At 63.8% G+C, this 13452-nt stretch carries 13 protein-coding genes and 3 pseudogenes; 7 read left to right on the top strand and 9 right to left on the bottom strand.

Annotated features, from left to right (window positions below):
* Positions 1 to 105 precede the first annotated feature (105 nt).
* Both AC19YT_RS00670 and AC19YT_RS00675 read left to right on the top strand, forming a co-directional pair.
* Positions 106 to 1230 carry a glycerophosphodiester phosphodiesterase gene (locus AC19YT_RS00670; RefSeq protein ID WP_500609548.1) on the top strand — a complete coding sequence of 375 codons (1125 nt, stop codon included), beginning with the start codon at positions 106 to 108 and terminating at the stop codon, positions 1228 to 1230.
* The gene (locus tag AC19YT_RS00675) at positions 1220 to 1924 is read left to right on the top strand and encodes a helix-turn-helix transcriptional regulator (RefSeq protein ID WP_500609549.1); all 705 of its coding nucleotides are present in this window, start codon (positions 1220 to 1222) and stop codon (positions 1922 to 1924) included. Before AC19YT_RS00670 ends, AC19YT_RS00675 begins: the two co-directional genes overlap by 11 nt.
* Before the next feature lies 1 nt (position 1925).
* On the opposite strand, the gene AC19YT_RS00680 is transcribed toward AC19YT_RS00675, so the two are convergent.
* Positions 1926 to 2813, bottom strand: a complete 888-nt coding sequence (locus AC19YT_RS00680) for a sterol desaturase family protein (RefSeq protein WP_500609550.1) — start codon at positions 2811 to 2813, stop codon at positions 1926 to 1928.
* A 153-nt stretch (positions 2814 to 2966) separates the two neighbouring features.
* Here AC19YT_RS00680 and AC19YT_RS00685 point away from each other — a divergent pair, with 153 nt between their 5' ends.
* Positions 2967 to 3272: a PepSY domain-containing protein gene (locus tag AC19YT_RS00685; protein WP_095108146.1), complete on the top strand. Its 306-nt coding sequence runs from the start codon at positions 2967 to 2969 to the stop codon at positions 3270 to 3272.
* A 147-nt stretch (positions 3273 to 3419) separates the two neighbouring features.
* On the opposite strand, the gene AC19YT_RS00690 is transcribed toward AC19YT_RS00685, so the two are convergent.
* On the bottom strand, positions 3420 to 4187 hold the full coding sequence (locus AC19YT_RS00690) for a methyl-accepting chemotaxis protein (RefSeq protein WP_500596858.1): 768 nt from the start codon (positions 4185 to 4187) through the stop codon (positions 3420 to 3422).
* Between the two features lie 165 nt (positions 4188 to 4352).
* Positions 4353 to 5327, bottom strand: a pseudogene (locus tag AC19YT_RS00695) (HAMP domain-containing protein); the annotation flags it as partial.
* On the opposite strand from AC19YT_RS00695, the gene AC19YT_RS00700 reads away from it, so the two are divergent.
* On the top strand, positions 5326 to 6942 hold the full coding sequence (locus tag AC19YT_RS00700) for an inorganic phosphate transporter (protein ID WP_500596706.1): 1617 nt from the start codon (positions 5326 to 5328) through the stop codon (positions 6940 to 6942). The pseudogene AC19YT_RS00695 and the gene AC19YT_RS00700 sit on opposite strands and share 2 nt — an antisense overlap.
* A 47-nt stretch (positions 6943 to 6989) precedes the next feature.
* Here AC19YT_RS00700 and AC19YT_RS00705 read toward each other — a convergent pair whose 3' ends face one another.
* Positions 6990 to 7424 (bottom strand): multidrug/biocide efflux PACE transporter, encoded by a 435-nt coding sequence (locus AC19YT_RS00705; protein WP_095108143.1) that lies wholly within the window; start codon positions 7422 to 7424, stop codon positions 6990 to 6992.
* 89 nt (positions 7425 to 7513) lie between these two features.
* Between AC19YT_RS00705 and AC19YT_RS00710 the strand changes: the two are divergent.
* Positions 7514 to 8367 (top strand): annotated as a pseudogene (locus AC19YT_RS00710) (LysR family transcriptional regulator).
* Positions 8368 to 8373: 6 nt separating this feature from the next.
* Here the strand turns inward: AC19YT_RS00710 and AC19YT_RS00715 are convergent.
* The gene (locus AC19YT_RS00715; RefSeq protein WP_095108141.1) at positions 8374 to 8586 is read right to left on the bottom strand and encodes a hypothetical protein; all 213 of its coding nucleotides are present in this window, start codon (positions 8584 to 8586) and stop codon (positions 8374 to 8376) included.
* Between the two features lie 107 nt (positions 8587 to 8693).
* Here AC19YT_RS00715 and AC19YT_RS00720 point away from each other — a divergent pair.
* A pseudogene (locus AC19YT_RS00720) lies at positions 8694 to 9176 on the top strand (GNAT family N-acetyltransferase); the annotation flags it as partial.
* A gap of 59 nt (positions 9177 to 9235) precedes the next feature.
* Here AC19YT_RS00720 and AC19YT_RS00725 read toward each other — a convergent pair.
* The 3 genes from AC19YT_RS00725 to AC19YT_RS00735 all read right to left on the bottom strand — a co-directional run bounded on the left by AC19YT_RS00725 (position 9236) and on the right by AC19YT_RS00735 (position 10601).
* Positions 9236 to 9577 carry a type II toxin-antitoxin system RelE/ParE family toxin gene (locus AC19YT_RS00725; protein WP_500609551.1) on the bottom strand — a complete coding sequence of 114 codons (342 nt, stop codon included), beginning with the start codon at positions 9575 to 9577 and terminating at the stop codon, positions 9236 to 9238.
* On the bottom strand, positions 9561 to 9836 hold the full coding sequence (locus tag AC19YT_RS00730) for a prevent-host-death protein (protein ID WP_095108138.1): 276 nt from the start codon (positions 9834 to 9836) through the stop codon (positions 9561 to 9563). Before AC19YT_RS00730 ends, AC19YT_RS00725 begins: the two co-directional genes overlap by 17 nt.
* 90 nt (positions 9837 to 9926) lie before the next feature.
* Positions 9927 to 10601 carry a LysE family translocator gene (locus AC19YT_RS00735; RefSeq protein WP_500609552.1) on the bottom strand — a complete coding sequence of 225 codons (675 nt, stop codon included), beginning with the start codon at positions 10599 to 10601 and terminating at the stop codon, positions 9927 to 9929.
* A gap of 198 nt (positions 10602 to 10799) precedes the next feature.
* Here AC19YT_RS00735 and alaC point away from each other — a divergent pair, with 198 nt between their 5' ends.
* Entirely contained in the window at positions 10800 to 12017 is a 1218-nt protein-coding gene (alaC, locus tag AC19YT_RS00740; RefSeq protein WP_095108136.1) for an alanine transaminase, read from the top strand.
* Positions 12018 to 12072: 55 nt separating this feature from the next.
* Here the strand turns inward: alaC and AC19YT_RS00745 are convergent, their stop codons facing one another.
* Positions 12073 to 13425 (bottom strand): GntP family permease, encoded by a 1353-nt coding sequence (locus AC19YT_RS00745; RefSeq protein WP_500609553.1) that lies wholly within the window; start codon positions 13423 to 13425, stop codon positions 12073 to 12075.
* Positions 13426 to 13452 lie beyond the last annotated feature (27 nt).

Raw genomic sequence — 13452 nt, forward strand, 5'->3', positions numbered from 1 at the left:
TAAAGGTGTCCTCCTGTGGAAGCAGCTTGCCAGCTCCCACGCAAAACCTGCCCCAGGCGCCCCACCAAGCCCTTTGCCATCGTTCTTCACGAGAGGACCTCGACCATGCCCGTGACCTTGCGCAAAAACACCCTGCTGCTGCCCCTGCTTCTGGGCCTATCCCATCCGGCCCACGCCACATCCGCCCCCGCCGCTCTGGCCAGCGCTGCCGGGATACCGCACCCGGCAGTCATCGCCCACCGCGGGGCGTCCTTCGATGCACCCGAATCCACCGCAGCCGCCTACCTGCTGGCCCGGGACCTGGGCGCCGATTACCTGGAACTGGACCTGCAACGCAGCAACGACGGCGTGCTGTTTGCCCTGCACGACGACAACCTGCAACGCACCACCGACGTCGCGACAAAATTCCCCGAGCGCAAGGACAGCCCCGCCAACGCCTTCACCCTGGCCGAACTGAAAACCCTGGACGCCGGCAGTTGGTTCAACACCGCCTACCCGCAGCGCGCCCGGCCGGCCTTCGTCGGCCTGCCAATCCTGACCCTGGATGAAATCATCGACATCGCTCAGGGCAACCCGGCACACACACCCGGCCTGTACATCGAAACCAAGGAACCCGCTCAATTTCCTGGGTTGGAACGCGACCTCAAGAACACGCTGCAAGCACGCGGCTGGCTCAGCCCCGGCGGCTCGACACAGGCCAAAGGCGAAGGGGCTGTCGGCCAGGGCAAGGGCCGCGTCGTACTGCAAACCTTCGACAAGAACAGCCTGGCCCTGCTGCACAAGGAAATGCCCCAGGTGCCGAAAATCCTGCTGCTGTGGGTCGGCGACGGGTACATCAAGGCCAAGTCCGAGCAGACCTTCGCCGCCAGCGGCCTCACCGACAAAGCCGCGTTCTACGCCCAACAGCAACCCCACAGCACAGCCGAATTCCAACGCTGGGTGGACGATGCCAAGGCTCTGGGCGCCATCGGCACCGGACCTTCGGCGGCCCTCACCGGCGGCGGCGCGCAGAGCTACGCCGACCTGGTGCAGCCGTGGATGAACCAGTACAGCCACGACCAGGGCCTGCTGGTGCATGCCTACACCGTTGACGCCGCCGTGGACTTCAAGCACGTACTGGGCGCCGGCGTCGATGGCCTCTTCACCAACCGCCCCGACGCACTGCTGGAGTACCTGCAACGCCCCGCGCCCGCCAGCGCTACCAAGTTACTTGAGCGCCATGGCTACTGAAGCCGGCGAACCAACGCCGCGCACCCAATGGCGCGGCCAGTTGTGGCTGGGCCACGATTACGGCTTGATCCGCGGCGGCGTGGGGCACACCGCGCCCCATGCCCACTACGCGCACCAACTGCTCCTCGCGCCGCAAGGGCCGGTCACTGTCAGCCTCGACGGCGTCGAGCATAGCGGCCATCGCGTGTTTATCGAGGCCCTGCGCGAACACGCCATCCTCGACGCGCCCGGCATGGTGTTCGCGGTCTATGCCGAGCCCTTGTTGATCGACGCTCAGGTGCTGCAACAAGCACTACAAGGCGTGGCCCTTGAGCAAGACAGCCTGATCGCCGCCCTCGACAGCTGCCCGCGCACGCCCCTGCAAGACCCGCGCATCGAAAGGGCCTTGGAGGCGCTGGACCAACTGCTCAGCGCCAAGGTCTCGGCCACGGCGCTGGCGCGGGAGGCCCACGTCTCCCTGAGCCAATTGGAACGGCTGTTCGCCAGCCATGTCGGCCTACCGGTGCGGCGCCTGGTGTTGTGGCGGCGCCTGCGCCTGGCGCTGGCCCTGATCCTGGGCGGGCGCAACATCACCCAGGCCGCCCACGGCGCCGGGTTTGCCGATTCGGCGCACTTCTCGCGCACCATGAAACGCCTGTTTGGCGTCACCGCAGGCCAGGCGCTGCACGGCATAGAATTGCGCCTATTGGCTTGAATCAGTGGCGCAACGCGGCAGGCACGGCAGGCTCCTTGCCGCTGGGGCCGGGGTTGAGCGGGTCGAGTAACTGGCCCAGGTAATCGTCGGGGAAGTCCGGGCGGCTGCCGATGCCCAGGTCGCCCTGTTTGATCGCGTAATCGCGGGTGTAGAACACCGTCCCCAGCAGCCAGTCCCAGAGGTTGAAGAACAGGCCGAAATTCACATCCCCGGCGCGACCGTACTTCATGTGGTGGAAGCGATGCACCGGCGCCCAGGCAAACACCCAGCGCAGCGGCCCCAGGCGCATATCGACGTTGGAATGCTGCAACAGCAACTGGATGGCAATGGCGAACGCCAGCAAGGTCGCCACCGGCAACGGAATCCCCAGCACCAGCAACGGCAACAACCCGGCGCTGGCCTCCACGGCTTGGTGCAGCGGGTGCTTCATCAACCCGTTGAAGCCGTAGAGGCGCTGCACGCTGTGATGCACCGCGTGCAAACGCCACAGCCACGCACTCCGATGGCTGGCGTAATGGGCCAGGGTGATGCCGCAATCGGCCACCACAATCGCCAACAACAACTGCCAGCCCAAGGCCCAGCCGTGGGGCCATACGCCGTCAATGGCCAGTAGCGCCACCAGTGCCGGCAATGCCAGCAGGCCGAGGGCATTGAGGGCCTCGTTGACCAGCGCATGCAGCGCATCGCGGCGCCGATCACCCTGGGCCTGATTCCAGCAGGGCTCGTAGGGCGCCCACGCCTCGGCGGCAAACGACACCGCCACGGCCAGCGCGAAAAGCGGCACCAGCCACACCAACGCCCACCCTGGCTGCACCGCCAGCCACAACGCCATACCGATAAAACCCACCGCGAACACAGGGGCATACAGCCCGCAAAACAGACGTTTCATAAGAGTCTCCATTGATCGAGGCCCTACGATGCCAGGGGGTAAAACGGCGCGATTGAACAAACGGCGCAATACGCGGAAACGAAATTAAGGCTGAGTTAAGTTCGAGCCGTTAACCTGAGGCCACTTAAACGAATCAACCCAAGGAAAGCCCCCATGAAAATGTTGACCGCTCTGTTCGCCGCCACCGCCCTGACCCTGACCGCTGGCCTGGCCCAAGCCGATGTCCGTCCTGACCAAATTCCTGGCCTGCTCAAAAACAACACCATCCAAGACATGGAGCAACTCAACCAGAAAGCCCTGGCCAAACAGGCTGGGCAGATCGTTGACACCGAACTGGACCAGCGCAAAGACGGCACCTACGTCTACGAAGTGGAAGTTCTGGCCGCCGATGGTAAGAAATGGGATGTGGAATTGAACGCCAAAACCGGCGAAGTCATCCGCCACCAACAAGACCACTGATCCCCAGCCACAAAACGCCCCACGGCCTTCAAGCCGTGGGGCGTTTTTGTGTGGCCGCTTGCACGCAGCCATCGCGGGCAGGCGCAGCGCCGCCCGGCCCTCTCCCACACGGGGCCTGCCTACACAGTTGCTGCCCCTACCAACCCATCACGCACTCAAGCGCGAGGTCAGTTCGTTGAGCTGCCCGGACAACCCATGCAGGTTGCGGCTGGCCGCTTCGGTGCGTTGCACGTTGTCCTGGTTGGTGCTGGCGATGGCAGTGATTTGGCTGAGGTTGCGCGAGATGTCCTCGGCCACCGAGGTCTGTTCCTCGGCGGCGGTGGCGATTTGGCGGTTCATGTCGCGGATCGCCTCTACCGCCGTGGTGATGCGCTCGAGCATGACCCCGGCCTGGGTCACTTGGGCGACGCTTTCTTCGCTGCGCGACTGTCCGCTTTCAATGGCGTGGGCCGCATCCACCGCGCCGCTCTGCACGGTTTGGATGATTTGGTTGATTTCCACGATCGACGCCGCCGTGCGCTGCGCCAGGCTGCGCACTTCGTCGGCGACCACCGCAAAACCGCGCCCGGCCTCGCCCGCGCGGGCGGCTTCGATGGCGGCATTGAGGGCCAGCAGGTTGGTTTGCTCGGCAATCGCGCGGATCACTTCCAGCACCTTGCCGATGCGCCCGCTGTCGCTTTCCAGTTGGCGGATCACCGTAGCGGTGTTGACGATTTCACCGCGCATCTGAGTGATGGTGGCGATGGTCTGCTGCATCACCTGCTCGCCCTGCTGGGCCGAGTGGTCGGCGTCATCCGCGGCGTGGGCGGCATCCACCGCGTGGCGCGCCACTTCCTGGGCGGTGGCGGACATTTCGGTCATGGCCGTGGCCACCTGGTCGGTGCGGTCGAATTGCTCCTGGGTGCCTTGGGCCATTTGCCCGGCGATGGCGTTGAGCTCGCCGCTGGCGCCGTCCAGGTCCACAGCATTGCGCTGCAAGCTGGCAAAGGTTTGCGCGAGGAAATCACGCAGGGTATTGGCGGCCACCGCGAGGCGACCCAGTTCGTCCTGGCGGTCGCTCGCCACACGCTCGGCAAAGCGCCCCTGGCTGAGTTGGGCAACGTATTCGATCAATTGGCGGATCGGCTGCACCAGGTTGCGGTTGACCAACCACAGGCTGAACACACCGATCAGCAGGCCCGACACCAGCATCACCGCCAGCCCCAGCCACACGGTGCGATCGGCCGCGGTGCTGATAAGCAACGACTGTGCCCCGCCCTGCTGGCGCAATTGGCTGACCAACGCGCTCATCTGCTCGCTGGTGGCGCGGTCCACACCCTTGACCGCGAGGTCCCCGGCCACCGGGTCGCCACCGGCCGCCACATAGGCATCGCGGCCCTTGCGGTAGGCCTCGCCCAGCAGGCGATGCTCTTCGCGCAGGTGTTCGAGGCGGGTCTTGAGCAGGGCGTCGGTGGCGGGCTCGCGGATCAATTGCGCGAGGATGTTCTGCACATCGCCCTGGCGATCCTCGAACTGCTTCCAGTACTTGTCCAGGTCCGCTGGCTGCTTGCCGCGCAGCAGTACGTTTTTCCATTCCTGGACCTGAATCTTGAATTGCAGGTTGGCTTCGTCGATCAGTTGCGAGGTGTGCAGCGGCCCCTCGATCAACTGGCGGTAGCTCTGCACACCATTGGACAGAAAGTGGAAACAGGCCAGGGCGATCAGCAGCATGGCCAACAGGCTGGAGCTCAGCAGCACGAGGATTTGCGCCCTCAGGGATTTGTGCACAGACATCGCATGACTCTCATGACAGGGATGAAGCAGGCCGCGCGAGCGGCAGGAATGACGCTTCGACGTCCCTGTCAAGGCCCAGCGTGAAGCCAAAACAAACCGCTGGCAGAACAATGATCGGCACGCGACGCGCTTTCTTGAGGGCGACAAACGTGCGGTGTAGAGCGCTGCCAATCCGATCGATGGCGCTACCAATCGGCAAAACACTGACCTGACGCAGAGCAGCCGTAACAATTGGCAACGATCATGGCGGGCATTCCTTTTCGCCACAGGCTTGACCACCATGGCCACCCCCTCCCTCACCGCCGCCTCAGCCGCCCGCACCGAGGACGCCCGACCGCAACTGGAGAAAAAAACCAGCGCACTGACCGTCGTCGTCTTTTGCGCCGTACTGGCCCTGGGGTTGCTGTTCACCGCCTACAGCCTGATGCACGACGTCAATCAACTGGACACCCCCGTCACCACCTGGACGCCCTTCCTGCTGCTGGGGGTGGCGCTGCTGATCGCCCTGGGCTTTGAGTTCGTCAATGGCTTCCACGACACCGCCAACGCGGTGGCCACGGTGATCTACACCCATTCCCTGCCGCCGCAAGTGGCGGTGGTGTGGTCCGGTTTTTTCAATTTCCTCGGGGTGCTGTTGTCCAGCGGCGCGGTGGCGTTCGGCATCATCGCCCTGCTACCGGTGGAGTTGATCCTGCAAGTAGGCTCCTCATCAGGCTTTGCCATGATCTTCGCCCTGCTGATTGCCGCCATCCTGTGGAACCTGGGCACCTGGTGGCTGGGCTTGCCGGCGTCGTCGTCCCACACCCTGATCGGCTCGATCATCGGCGTCGGCATCGCCAACGCCCTGATGCACGGGCGCGACGGCACCAGCGGCGTGGATTGGGCGCAAGCGACCAAGGTTGGCTATGCCTTGTTGCTCTCGCCGTTGATCGGCTTTGCCTTTGCCGCGCTGCTGCTGTTGGCCCTGCGCGCGTTCGTGAAGAACCGCGCGTTGTACAAGGCGCCCAAGGGCAACACACCACCGCCCTGGTGGATTCGCACCATGCTGATCCTGACCTGCACCGGCGTGTCCTTCGCCCACGGCTCCAACGACGGGCAAAAAGGCATGGGCCTCATCATGTTGATCCTGGTGGGCACCTTGCCCATGGCCTATGCGCTGAACCGCACCATGCCCGCCGACCAGGCGTTGCAGTTCGCCGCCGTGGCCGAAGTGACCCAACAGGCCTTGAGCCGCCATACCCCGCAAGCCGCACCCGCCGACCCCCGGCAGGTGCTGTCCGATTACGTGCGCAGCAAGGAGGCCAGCGCGCAACTGATCCCGGCCCTGGCCGCCCTGACCGGCAATATCGGCGCCGAGGTCAAGGGTTATGGTTCGCTGTCCAAAGTCCCGGCCGAGGCCATGGGCAACGTGCGCAACGACATGTACCTGGCCAGTGAAACCATTCGCCTGATGGACAAAAAACAGGTTGGGCACTTCGATGCCGACACCCAGGACAAGCTGCAACTGTTCAAGCAGCAAATCGACAACGCCACGCGCTTCATTCCGCTGTGGGTGAAAATCGCCGTGGCCATCGCCCTGGGCCTGGGCACCATGGTCGGCTGGAAGCGCATCGTGGTGACCGTGGGCGAAAAAATCGGCAAGACCCACCTCACCTACGCACAGGGTGCCTCGGCGGAAACCGTGGCCATGCTGACCATCGGCGCCGCCGATATGTTCGGCTTGCCGGTGTCCACCACCCACGTGTTGTCCTCGGGCGTGGCCGGGACCATGGTCGCCAACGGTGCCGGCCTGCAGATGCGCACCATCCGCAACCTACTGATGGCGTGGGTACTGACCCTGCCGGCCGCGATCCTGTTGTCGGGGAGTTTGTATTGGCTGTTTACCCAGTTTTTTTGAGGCTGGCACCGTAACCCCTGTAGCAAGCGGGCTCGCTTGCCTGCTACTTACTGCGCGGTGTGGGCGGGTACGAACCGCTCACGCACCAGGTCATACACCCAGTGGTAGACATAGGTGTAGGGCAGAAAGAACAACAACACGCCCATATCCAGGATCAACGCTTGCAGCAGGCTGATGTCCAGCCACCAGGCAATCAGCGGCACGCCCACCGCCACCAGCCCCCCCTCGAACAGCAGCGCATGCACCACCCGGGTGCCAGCACTTTTGCGCAGGTTCCAGCGCTTGAGCACGCGCTCGAATAGACCGTTGAAGATCACGTTCCAGATCAGTGCCAGCACGCTGATGGCCAGGGTCGCCACGCCCATGTCGAGCATCGGTTTGTCCATCAGCCAGGCCAGCAGCGGCGTACACAGGGCCAAGGCCAGCAGCTCGAAACCCAAGGCTTGCAGACAACGTTCGGTAAGGGATTTTTGCGGGCTCATGGTCGGCCTCCAGAGGTGAATGTGGTTGCGATCATCCACGCCCATACCGATACTTCATAATCAATAACCATCGATCAAGGCGATAGTTCATGGCCTCACAAGAAGTGCTGCAAGCCTTTGTCCTGGCCGCCAGCGAAGGCTCGTTTTCCGCGGCGGCGCGAAAACTCGGCAAGAGCCAATCGACCATCAGCGCCGCCGTCGCCAGCCTGGAAATCGACCTGAACCTGGTGCTCTTCGACCGCAGCAGCCGCAAGCCGCGCCTGACTCCCGCCGGCCATGTGCTGTTGCAACGAGCCGAGGACATCCTGGCCGCCACCAGCCGCCTGCACATCAGCGCCGGGCAATTGGCCCAGGGGCTGGAGGCCAAGCTCACGGTGGCGATTTCCGACACCTACCAGTCCGACCGCTTCGAGCGTTCGTTGATTGATTTCGAGCAGCGCTACCCGGACCTGGAACTCGAATGCCTGATCGCCGAATGCGACGACTTGATCGCGCTGGTGCAACGTGGCCGCGCCCACATCGCCTTCGCCGAGCTGCAACCGGCGTACCCGCCCGACCTGGTCAGCGCCACCGTGGACGAGTGCACCGAAATCGCCCTGTTCGTCAGCCCCGCCATGCCCTGGCCAGCGCCTCACACATCGACCAGGACAGCCTGCGCCAGCACCGCGAGCTGCGCCTGGCCACCATCGTCAACCCCTATGAAACCCGCGCCGGGGGCCGCGTGTGGTCGGCGCCCAGTTACCTGATGCTGCTGGAGATGGCCCAACGCGGGTTCGGCTGGGCGCCGCTGCCACGCTGGTTGGTGACGCGCTGGGGCAATGGCGAATTGGTGGAGCTCACCGTGCGCGGCTGGCCACGCCCGGTGGCGGTCGATGCGCTGTGGTCGCGCCTGCACCCACCAGGCCCGGCGGGCAGTTGGTTGCTGGAAAAAATGCTGGCCTGAGCCGCACTACAACTGAGCGAGTGGGCGCGCGATGAACTGGCGCTGCGCGAGGATCGCCTCGACCAACACCAGCCCCGCCGCCGGCCCCTCGCAGCGCGCCACGGCCACCGTGCGGTTGAGTTCGATCACCGGTGACGGCTGTCTGCGCAGCAGCACCTCATCCAGCGCGGCAATCTGCGGCCAGTCCGTGTCCTCGGCTCGGGGCACATCGTCATGCACGCCTGCCAGTGCGCGCGGTAGGCGGCCAATCGACAGGCGCTGAAAAAAAATAATCGCCTGCGCGAAACTCGCTAGACTTCGCGGCTCACTCGCCCCAAGGACTCGCGATGACTGCCCGACTCGTCCCCTACGAACACCTCGACGCCCTGCAACGCCAGCAAGTGCAAGCCATTGAGGTCCATCCCGAGCAAATCCCCTTCAGCGGCGACATCCACGGCGCCCTGCACAGCCTGCTGTCCAAACCCGGCCCCGGGGTCAAGGGCTTCGCCCTGCTGGCCGATGACGTGCCGGTGGCGTTCCTGCTGCTCAAGCGCCCGCCCGCCTTACCGGCCTGGGCCGACGAACACAGCGCCACCCTGCACGCCCTGCAAGTCGACCGCCGCGCCCAGGGCCGCGGCCATGGCAGCGCCTGCCTGCGCGCCCTGCCTGCCGCCGCACGCCAGGCCTGGCCCCAGATCCGCGCGCTGGAATTGTCGGTGGACGCCACCAACAACGCCGCCATCGCCCTCTACAGCAAGCACGGCTGGGTCGATAGCGGCGAGGCGTACAAAGGCCGCATCGGTTATGAGCGGCGGATGGGGTGGGTGTATGCCGACGCGCCCCACGAAAAAGGGTTGCCCTCTGGCAACCCTTTAGTGAGCCTTGCAGATCAGAGCAGCAGACAGTAATCGATCAACTGTTGCTCAACGCTCTGGCGTTGCCCCAACACCAACGCCACGACCACCAAGCCTTCACTGGGATAAATTTCATACAGCACACGCTGGCCCATGGGCAGGTATTCGTGGAAGTGGGTGACCCCCAGGGATACGGCCTGCTGGCACAGGCTGTAGGTATGGGCTTGGGTAGCGAGAGTGGAGACAATCTGGCGCACCAGTTCATCCACCCATTGCGCGGCCTTTTGCGCGCCACATTGGCGCGTGAGGTAGTACTCCAACAACATCACGCCATGCTCGGCCGCCGTCGCGAACTGGACGTTATAGGTCTTGGGCATCGTCATTTTCTTGCAGCAACTGACGCCGTTGGGCGAGGCGTTCGAGCAAAGTGTCGCCGCTTATCAACTTGCCTTGCTCTTTGTCGCGCGAGGCGAAGGAAAGCAGCTTAAGCAGGGCGATGGCTTCATCCCTGCGCTTGCGCGCCTCGTAAGACTCGATCACATAGGCCGGTACGCCGTTCTGGGTCACCAGCATGGGTTCGGACAAATCCAGAGAGGCAGCGTTTTTCTTCACAAAACTGATGGTTTCAACTCGCATGGGAATGCGTCCTCGGCACACGGCCTACCAGGGCTCAACAAGGCCTCAATTTAGACCACAAAAAGACCAGGCACAACAACACGTCCGTTTTCAACCGTGCCCCACCCCCTGGGCGGCCTCGAAAGAGGCGGTTTGGCCAACAAACTCGTTGTACCCGGAAACGATCACGTACACCGCGAAGTAGCAGAAGATCGCCGCAGAAGCCAGGTAGGAGTAGCGCAATAGCTTGTCCCCCAGCAGCTTGCCGCCTTGGGTGGCGGCCAGGCACAAACCGGCGCTCCACAGCAGCCCGGCGCTGAAGAAACCGCCGAGGAACAGGCCCGCGCTGGCCAGGCTGCCGCCACCCGAGCGGGCGATCAGGGTGCCACCCACGGCGGCGAACCAGAGGATCGCGCTGGGCGAGGACATGGCCAGGAACATGCCGCGAAAGAACTCGCGGCGATGGGAGCCGGCGGGCACTTGAGCGGTTTGGGCCAGTGCCGCTTCGTGGTGGATGGCGGCATGGATCATCTTCGCCGCGAAGTACAGCAACAGCAGCGAACCACCGACCCACAGCACCCAGCGCACCGTTTCGTACTGCAGCAACACGCTCATGCCGGCCAGGGCCAGCACGGCATAAATCAAATCGCCGAAGCACGTGCCCAGGCCCAGGGCAAAGCCCTGGAAATAGCCGCGCTGCATGGCCAGGGTAATCATCGCGATATTGGCCACGCCAATGTCCAGGCACAGGGAAAGGCTGAGCAAAAAGCCGCTGGTAAATTCCATGGTCGATTCCAGAAAAACGGTGGCATTGGCGCCGGAACTGGCCGGCAATGTGCCCAATCAGGGCGAAAACAGCCACCAAAATATTTGCCGGCCCACTCTGGACAATTGGCCATCATCGCCCTTATCGTGCCGCCCAGGCCACCGCAGTGGCCAACGTCGCTCGGACGGTTCCGGGCGCTTACGTACTTCGAGGCAACAATGGCCGAACCAGGTTCGCCGCGCCGCTTTGCGCGCATAGATCGACTCCCCCCTTACGTGTTCAACATCACTGCCGAGCTGAAGATGGCCGCCCGTCGTCGTGGCGAAGACATCATCGACTTCAGCATGGGCAACCCCGACGGCCCGACGCCGCCCCACATCGTGGAAAAACTGGTGACCGTCGCCCAGCGCGAAGACACCCACGGCTACTCCACGTCCAAGGGCATCCCGCGCCTGCGCCGGGCGATTGCCAACTGGTACAAGGAGCGCTACGAGGTCGATATCGACCCGGAAAGCGAAGCCATCGTCACCATCGGTTCCAAGGAAGGCCTGGCGCACTTGATGCTGGCCACCCTGGACCAGGGCGACACCGTGCTGGTGCCCAACCCCAGCTACCCGATCCACATCTACGGCGCGGTGATCGCCGGGGCCCAGGTGCGCTCCGTGCCGCTGGTGCCAGGGGTGGACTTTTTCGCCGAGCTGGAGCGGGCCATTCGCGGCTCGATCCCCAAGCCGAAAATGATGATCCTGGGCTTTCCGTCCAACCCTACCGCGCAGTGCGTGGAACTGGATTTCTTCGAGCGCGTGGTGGCCCTTGCCAAGCAGTACGACGTACTGGTGGTGCATGACCTGGCCTACGCCGACATCGTCTACGACGGCTGGAAAGCCCCGTCGATCATGCAAGTGCCGGGGGCCAAGGACATCGCCGTGGAGTTTTTCACCCTGTCCAAGAGCTACAACATGGCGGGTTGGCGCGTGGGCTTCATGGTCGGCAACCCGGAACTGGTCAACGCCCTGGCGCGGATCAAGAGCTACCACGACTACGGCACCTTCACCCCACTGCAAGTGGCGGCCATCGCCGCGCTCGAAGGCGACCAGCAGTGCGTCAAGGACATCGCCGAGCAGTACCGCCAGCGCCGCAACGTGCTGGTAAAAGGCCTGCATGAACTGGGCTGGATGGTGGAGAACCCCAAAGCCTCGATGTACGTCTGGGCCAAGATCCCCGAAGCCTACGCCCACCTGGGTTCGCTGGAGTTCGCCAAGAAACTCCTGGCCGAGGCCAAGGTGTGCGTCTCGCCGGGGGTGGGTTTTGGCGAGTACGGCGACGATCATGTGCGCTTTGCCCTGATCGAAAACCAGGACCGCATCCGCCAGGCAGTACGCGGCATCCGGGCGATGCTGCGCGCCGATGGGCTGGTGCACAAAGCCAACGGCTGACCCTGGGCGACGATGGGGAGCCGGGCCAGGCCCGGCTCCCCCAACAGCCACTTGCTTAGACCACCAACGACAGCAGCAGGATAAAGATCAAGGCCACCACCGAGAGGATGGTTTCCATCGCGGTCCAGGTCTTGAAGGTTTCGGCCACGGTCATATTGAAATACTGCTTGACCAGCCAAAACCCCGCGTCGTTGACGTGGGACAGAATCAACGAACCGGCGCCGGTGGCCAGCACCAGCAACTCGCGGTTCACCCCCGGAATCATCCCCACCACCGGCACCACAATGCCCGCCCCGGTAATGGTCGCCACCGTCGCCGAACCCGTGGCGATGCGGATCACCGCCGCCACCAGCCAGGCCAGCAGGATCGGCGAGATTTGCGCGTTCACCGCCATATGGCCGATCACGTCACCCACCCCACTGGTCACCAGCATCTGCTTGAAACCGCCACCGGCACCGATGATAAGAATGATCGCCGCGGTCGGCGCGAGGCTGGCGTCGAGCAACTTGAGGATCTGCTTGGAACCAATGCCCTGGCGGTGGCCGAAGGTGTACAGCGACAGCAGCAACGCCAGCAGCAGTGCCGAGATGGGGTGGCCGACCATGTCCATCCAGGTGCGCAACCAGTGGCCATCGGCAAAGGCCACGTCGGCGAAGGTCTTGAGCAGCATCAAGAACACCGGCAGCAGCACGGTGACCAAGGTAATGGCGAAGCTTGGCAACGTCTCGGACGCCGGCTCGCGGGCCAGTTGGTCCACCAGCTCCTGGGACGGGTTGCCGGGAATGTACTTGGAGATAAAGGTGCCGTAGATCGGCCCGGCGATGATGGCCGTGGGCAGCGCGACAATCAGGCCATAGAGGATGGTCTTGCCGATGTCCGCGCCAAACACGCCGATGGCCAGCAGCGGCCCCGGGTGCGGTGGCACCAGGCCATGCACCGCCGAAAGGCCGGCCAGCAGCGGGATGCCGATCTTGATGAGCGACACGCCGGTACGCCGCGCCACGATACACACCAAGGGAATCAGCAGCACAAAGCCGATCTCGAAGAACAACGGAATGCCCACCAGAAACGCCGCGAACATCATCGCCCACTGCACCCGCTCCTTGCCGAAGGCGCGGATCAGGGTTTGCGCGATCTGATCGGCGCCCCCCGACTCGGCCATCATTTTGCCGAGCATGGTGCCCAGCGCCAGGATGATGCCGACAAACCCCAGCACGCCGCCAAAACCGTCCTGGAAGGCCTTGATGATGGTGCCGATGGGCATGCCCGACGTCAGCCCCAGAAACGCGGCGGCGATAATCAGGGCGATGAAGGGATGGAGCTTGAACTGGGTAATCAGCACGATCAGGCCGATCACCGTAACCACTGCGTCTAACAGCAGGAACGTCTCGTGGGACAGACCAAACATGGGGTTTCTCCTGTTTGTTGTTGTTAT

The organism is Pseudomonas sp. MF08875, from assembly GCF_059862525.1.

Coding starts and splice junctions, on each gene's coding strand:
- AC19YT_RS00700 (WP_500596706.1), top strand. CDS start 5,326: ATGGCCACCCCCTCCCTCACCGCCGCCTCAGCCGCCCGCACCGAGGAC.
- AC19YT_RS00680 (WP_500609550.1), bottom strand. CDS start 2,813: ATGAAACGTCTGTTTTGCGGGCTGTATGCCCCTGTGTTCGCGGTGGGT.
- AC19YT_RS00670 (WP_500609548.1), top strand. CDS start 106: ATGCCCGTGACCTTGCGCAAAAACACCCTGCTGCTGCCCCTGCTTCTG.
- AC19YT_RS00725 (WP_500609551.1), bottom strand. CDS start 9,577: ATGCCCAAGACCTATAACGTCCAGTTCGCGACGGCGGCCGAGCATGGC.
- AC19YT_RS00745 (WP_500609553.1), bottom strand. CDS start 13,425: ATGTTTGGTCTGTCCCACGAGACGTTCCTGCTGTTAGACGCAGTGGTT.
- AC19YT_RS00690 (WP_500596858.1), bottom strand. CDS start 4,187: ATGGCCCAAGGCACCCAGGAGCAATTCGACCGCACCGACCAGGTGGCC.
- AC19YT_RS00735 (WP_500609552.1), bottom strand. CDS start 10,601: ATGGAATTTACCAGCGGCTTTTTGCTCAGCCTTTCCCTGTGCCTGGAC.
- AC19YT_RS00685 (WP_095108146.1), top strand. CDS start 2,967: ATGAAAATGTTGACCGCTCTGTTCGCCGCCACCGCCCTGACCCTGACC.
- AC19YT_RS00705 (WP_095108143.1), bottom strand. CDS start 7,424: ATGAGCCCGCAAAAATCCCTTACCGAACGTTGTCTGCAAGCCTTGGGT.
- AC19YT_RS00730 (WP_095108138.1), bottom strand. CDS start 9,836: ATGCGAGTTGAAACCATCAGTTTTGTGAAGAAAAACGCTGCCTCTCTG.
- AC19YT_RS00675 (WP_500609549.1), top strand. CDS start 1,220: ATGGCTACTGAAGCCGGCGAACCAACGCCGCGCACCCAATGGCGCGGC.
- alaC (WP_095108136.1), top strand. CDS start 10,800: ATGGCCGAACCAGGTTCGCCGCGCCGCTTTGCGCGCATAGATCGACTC.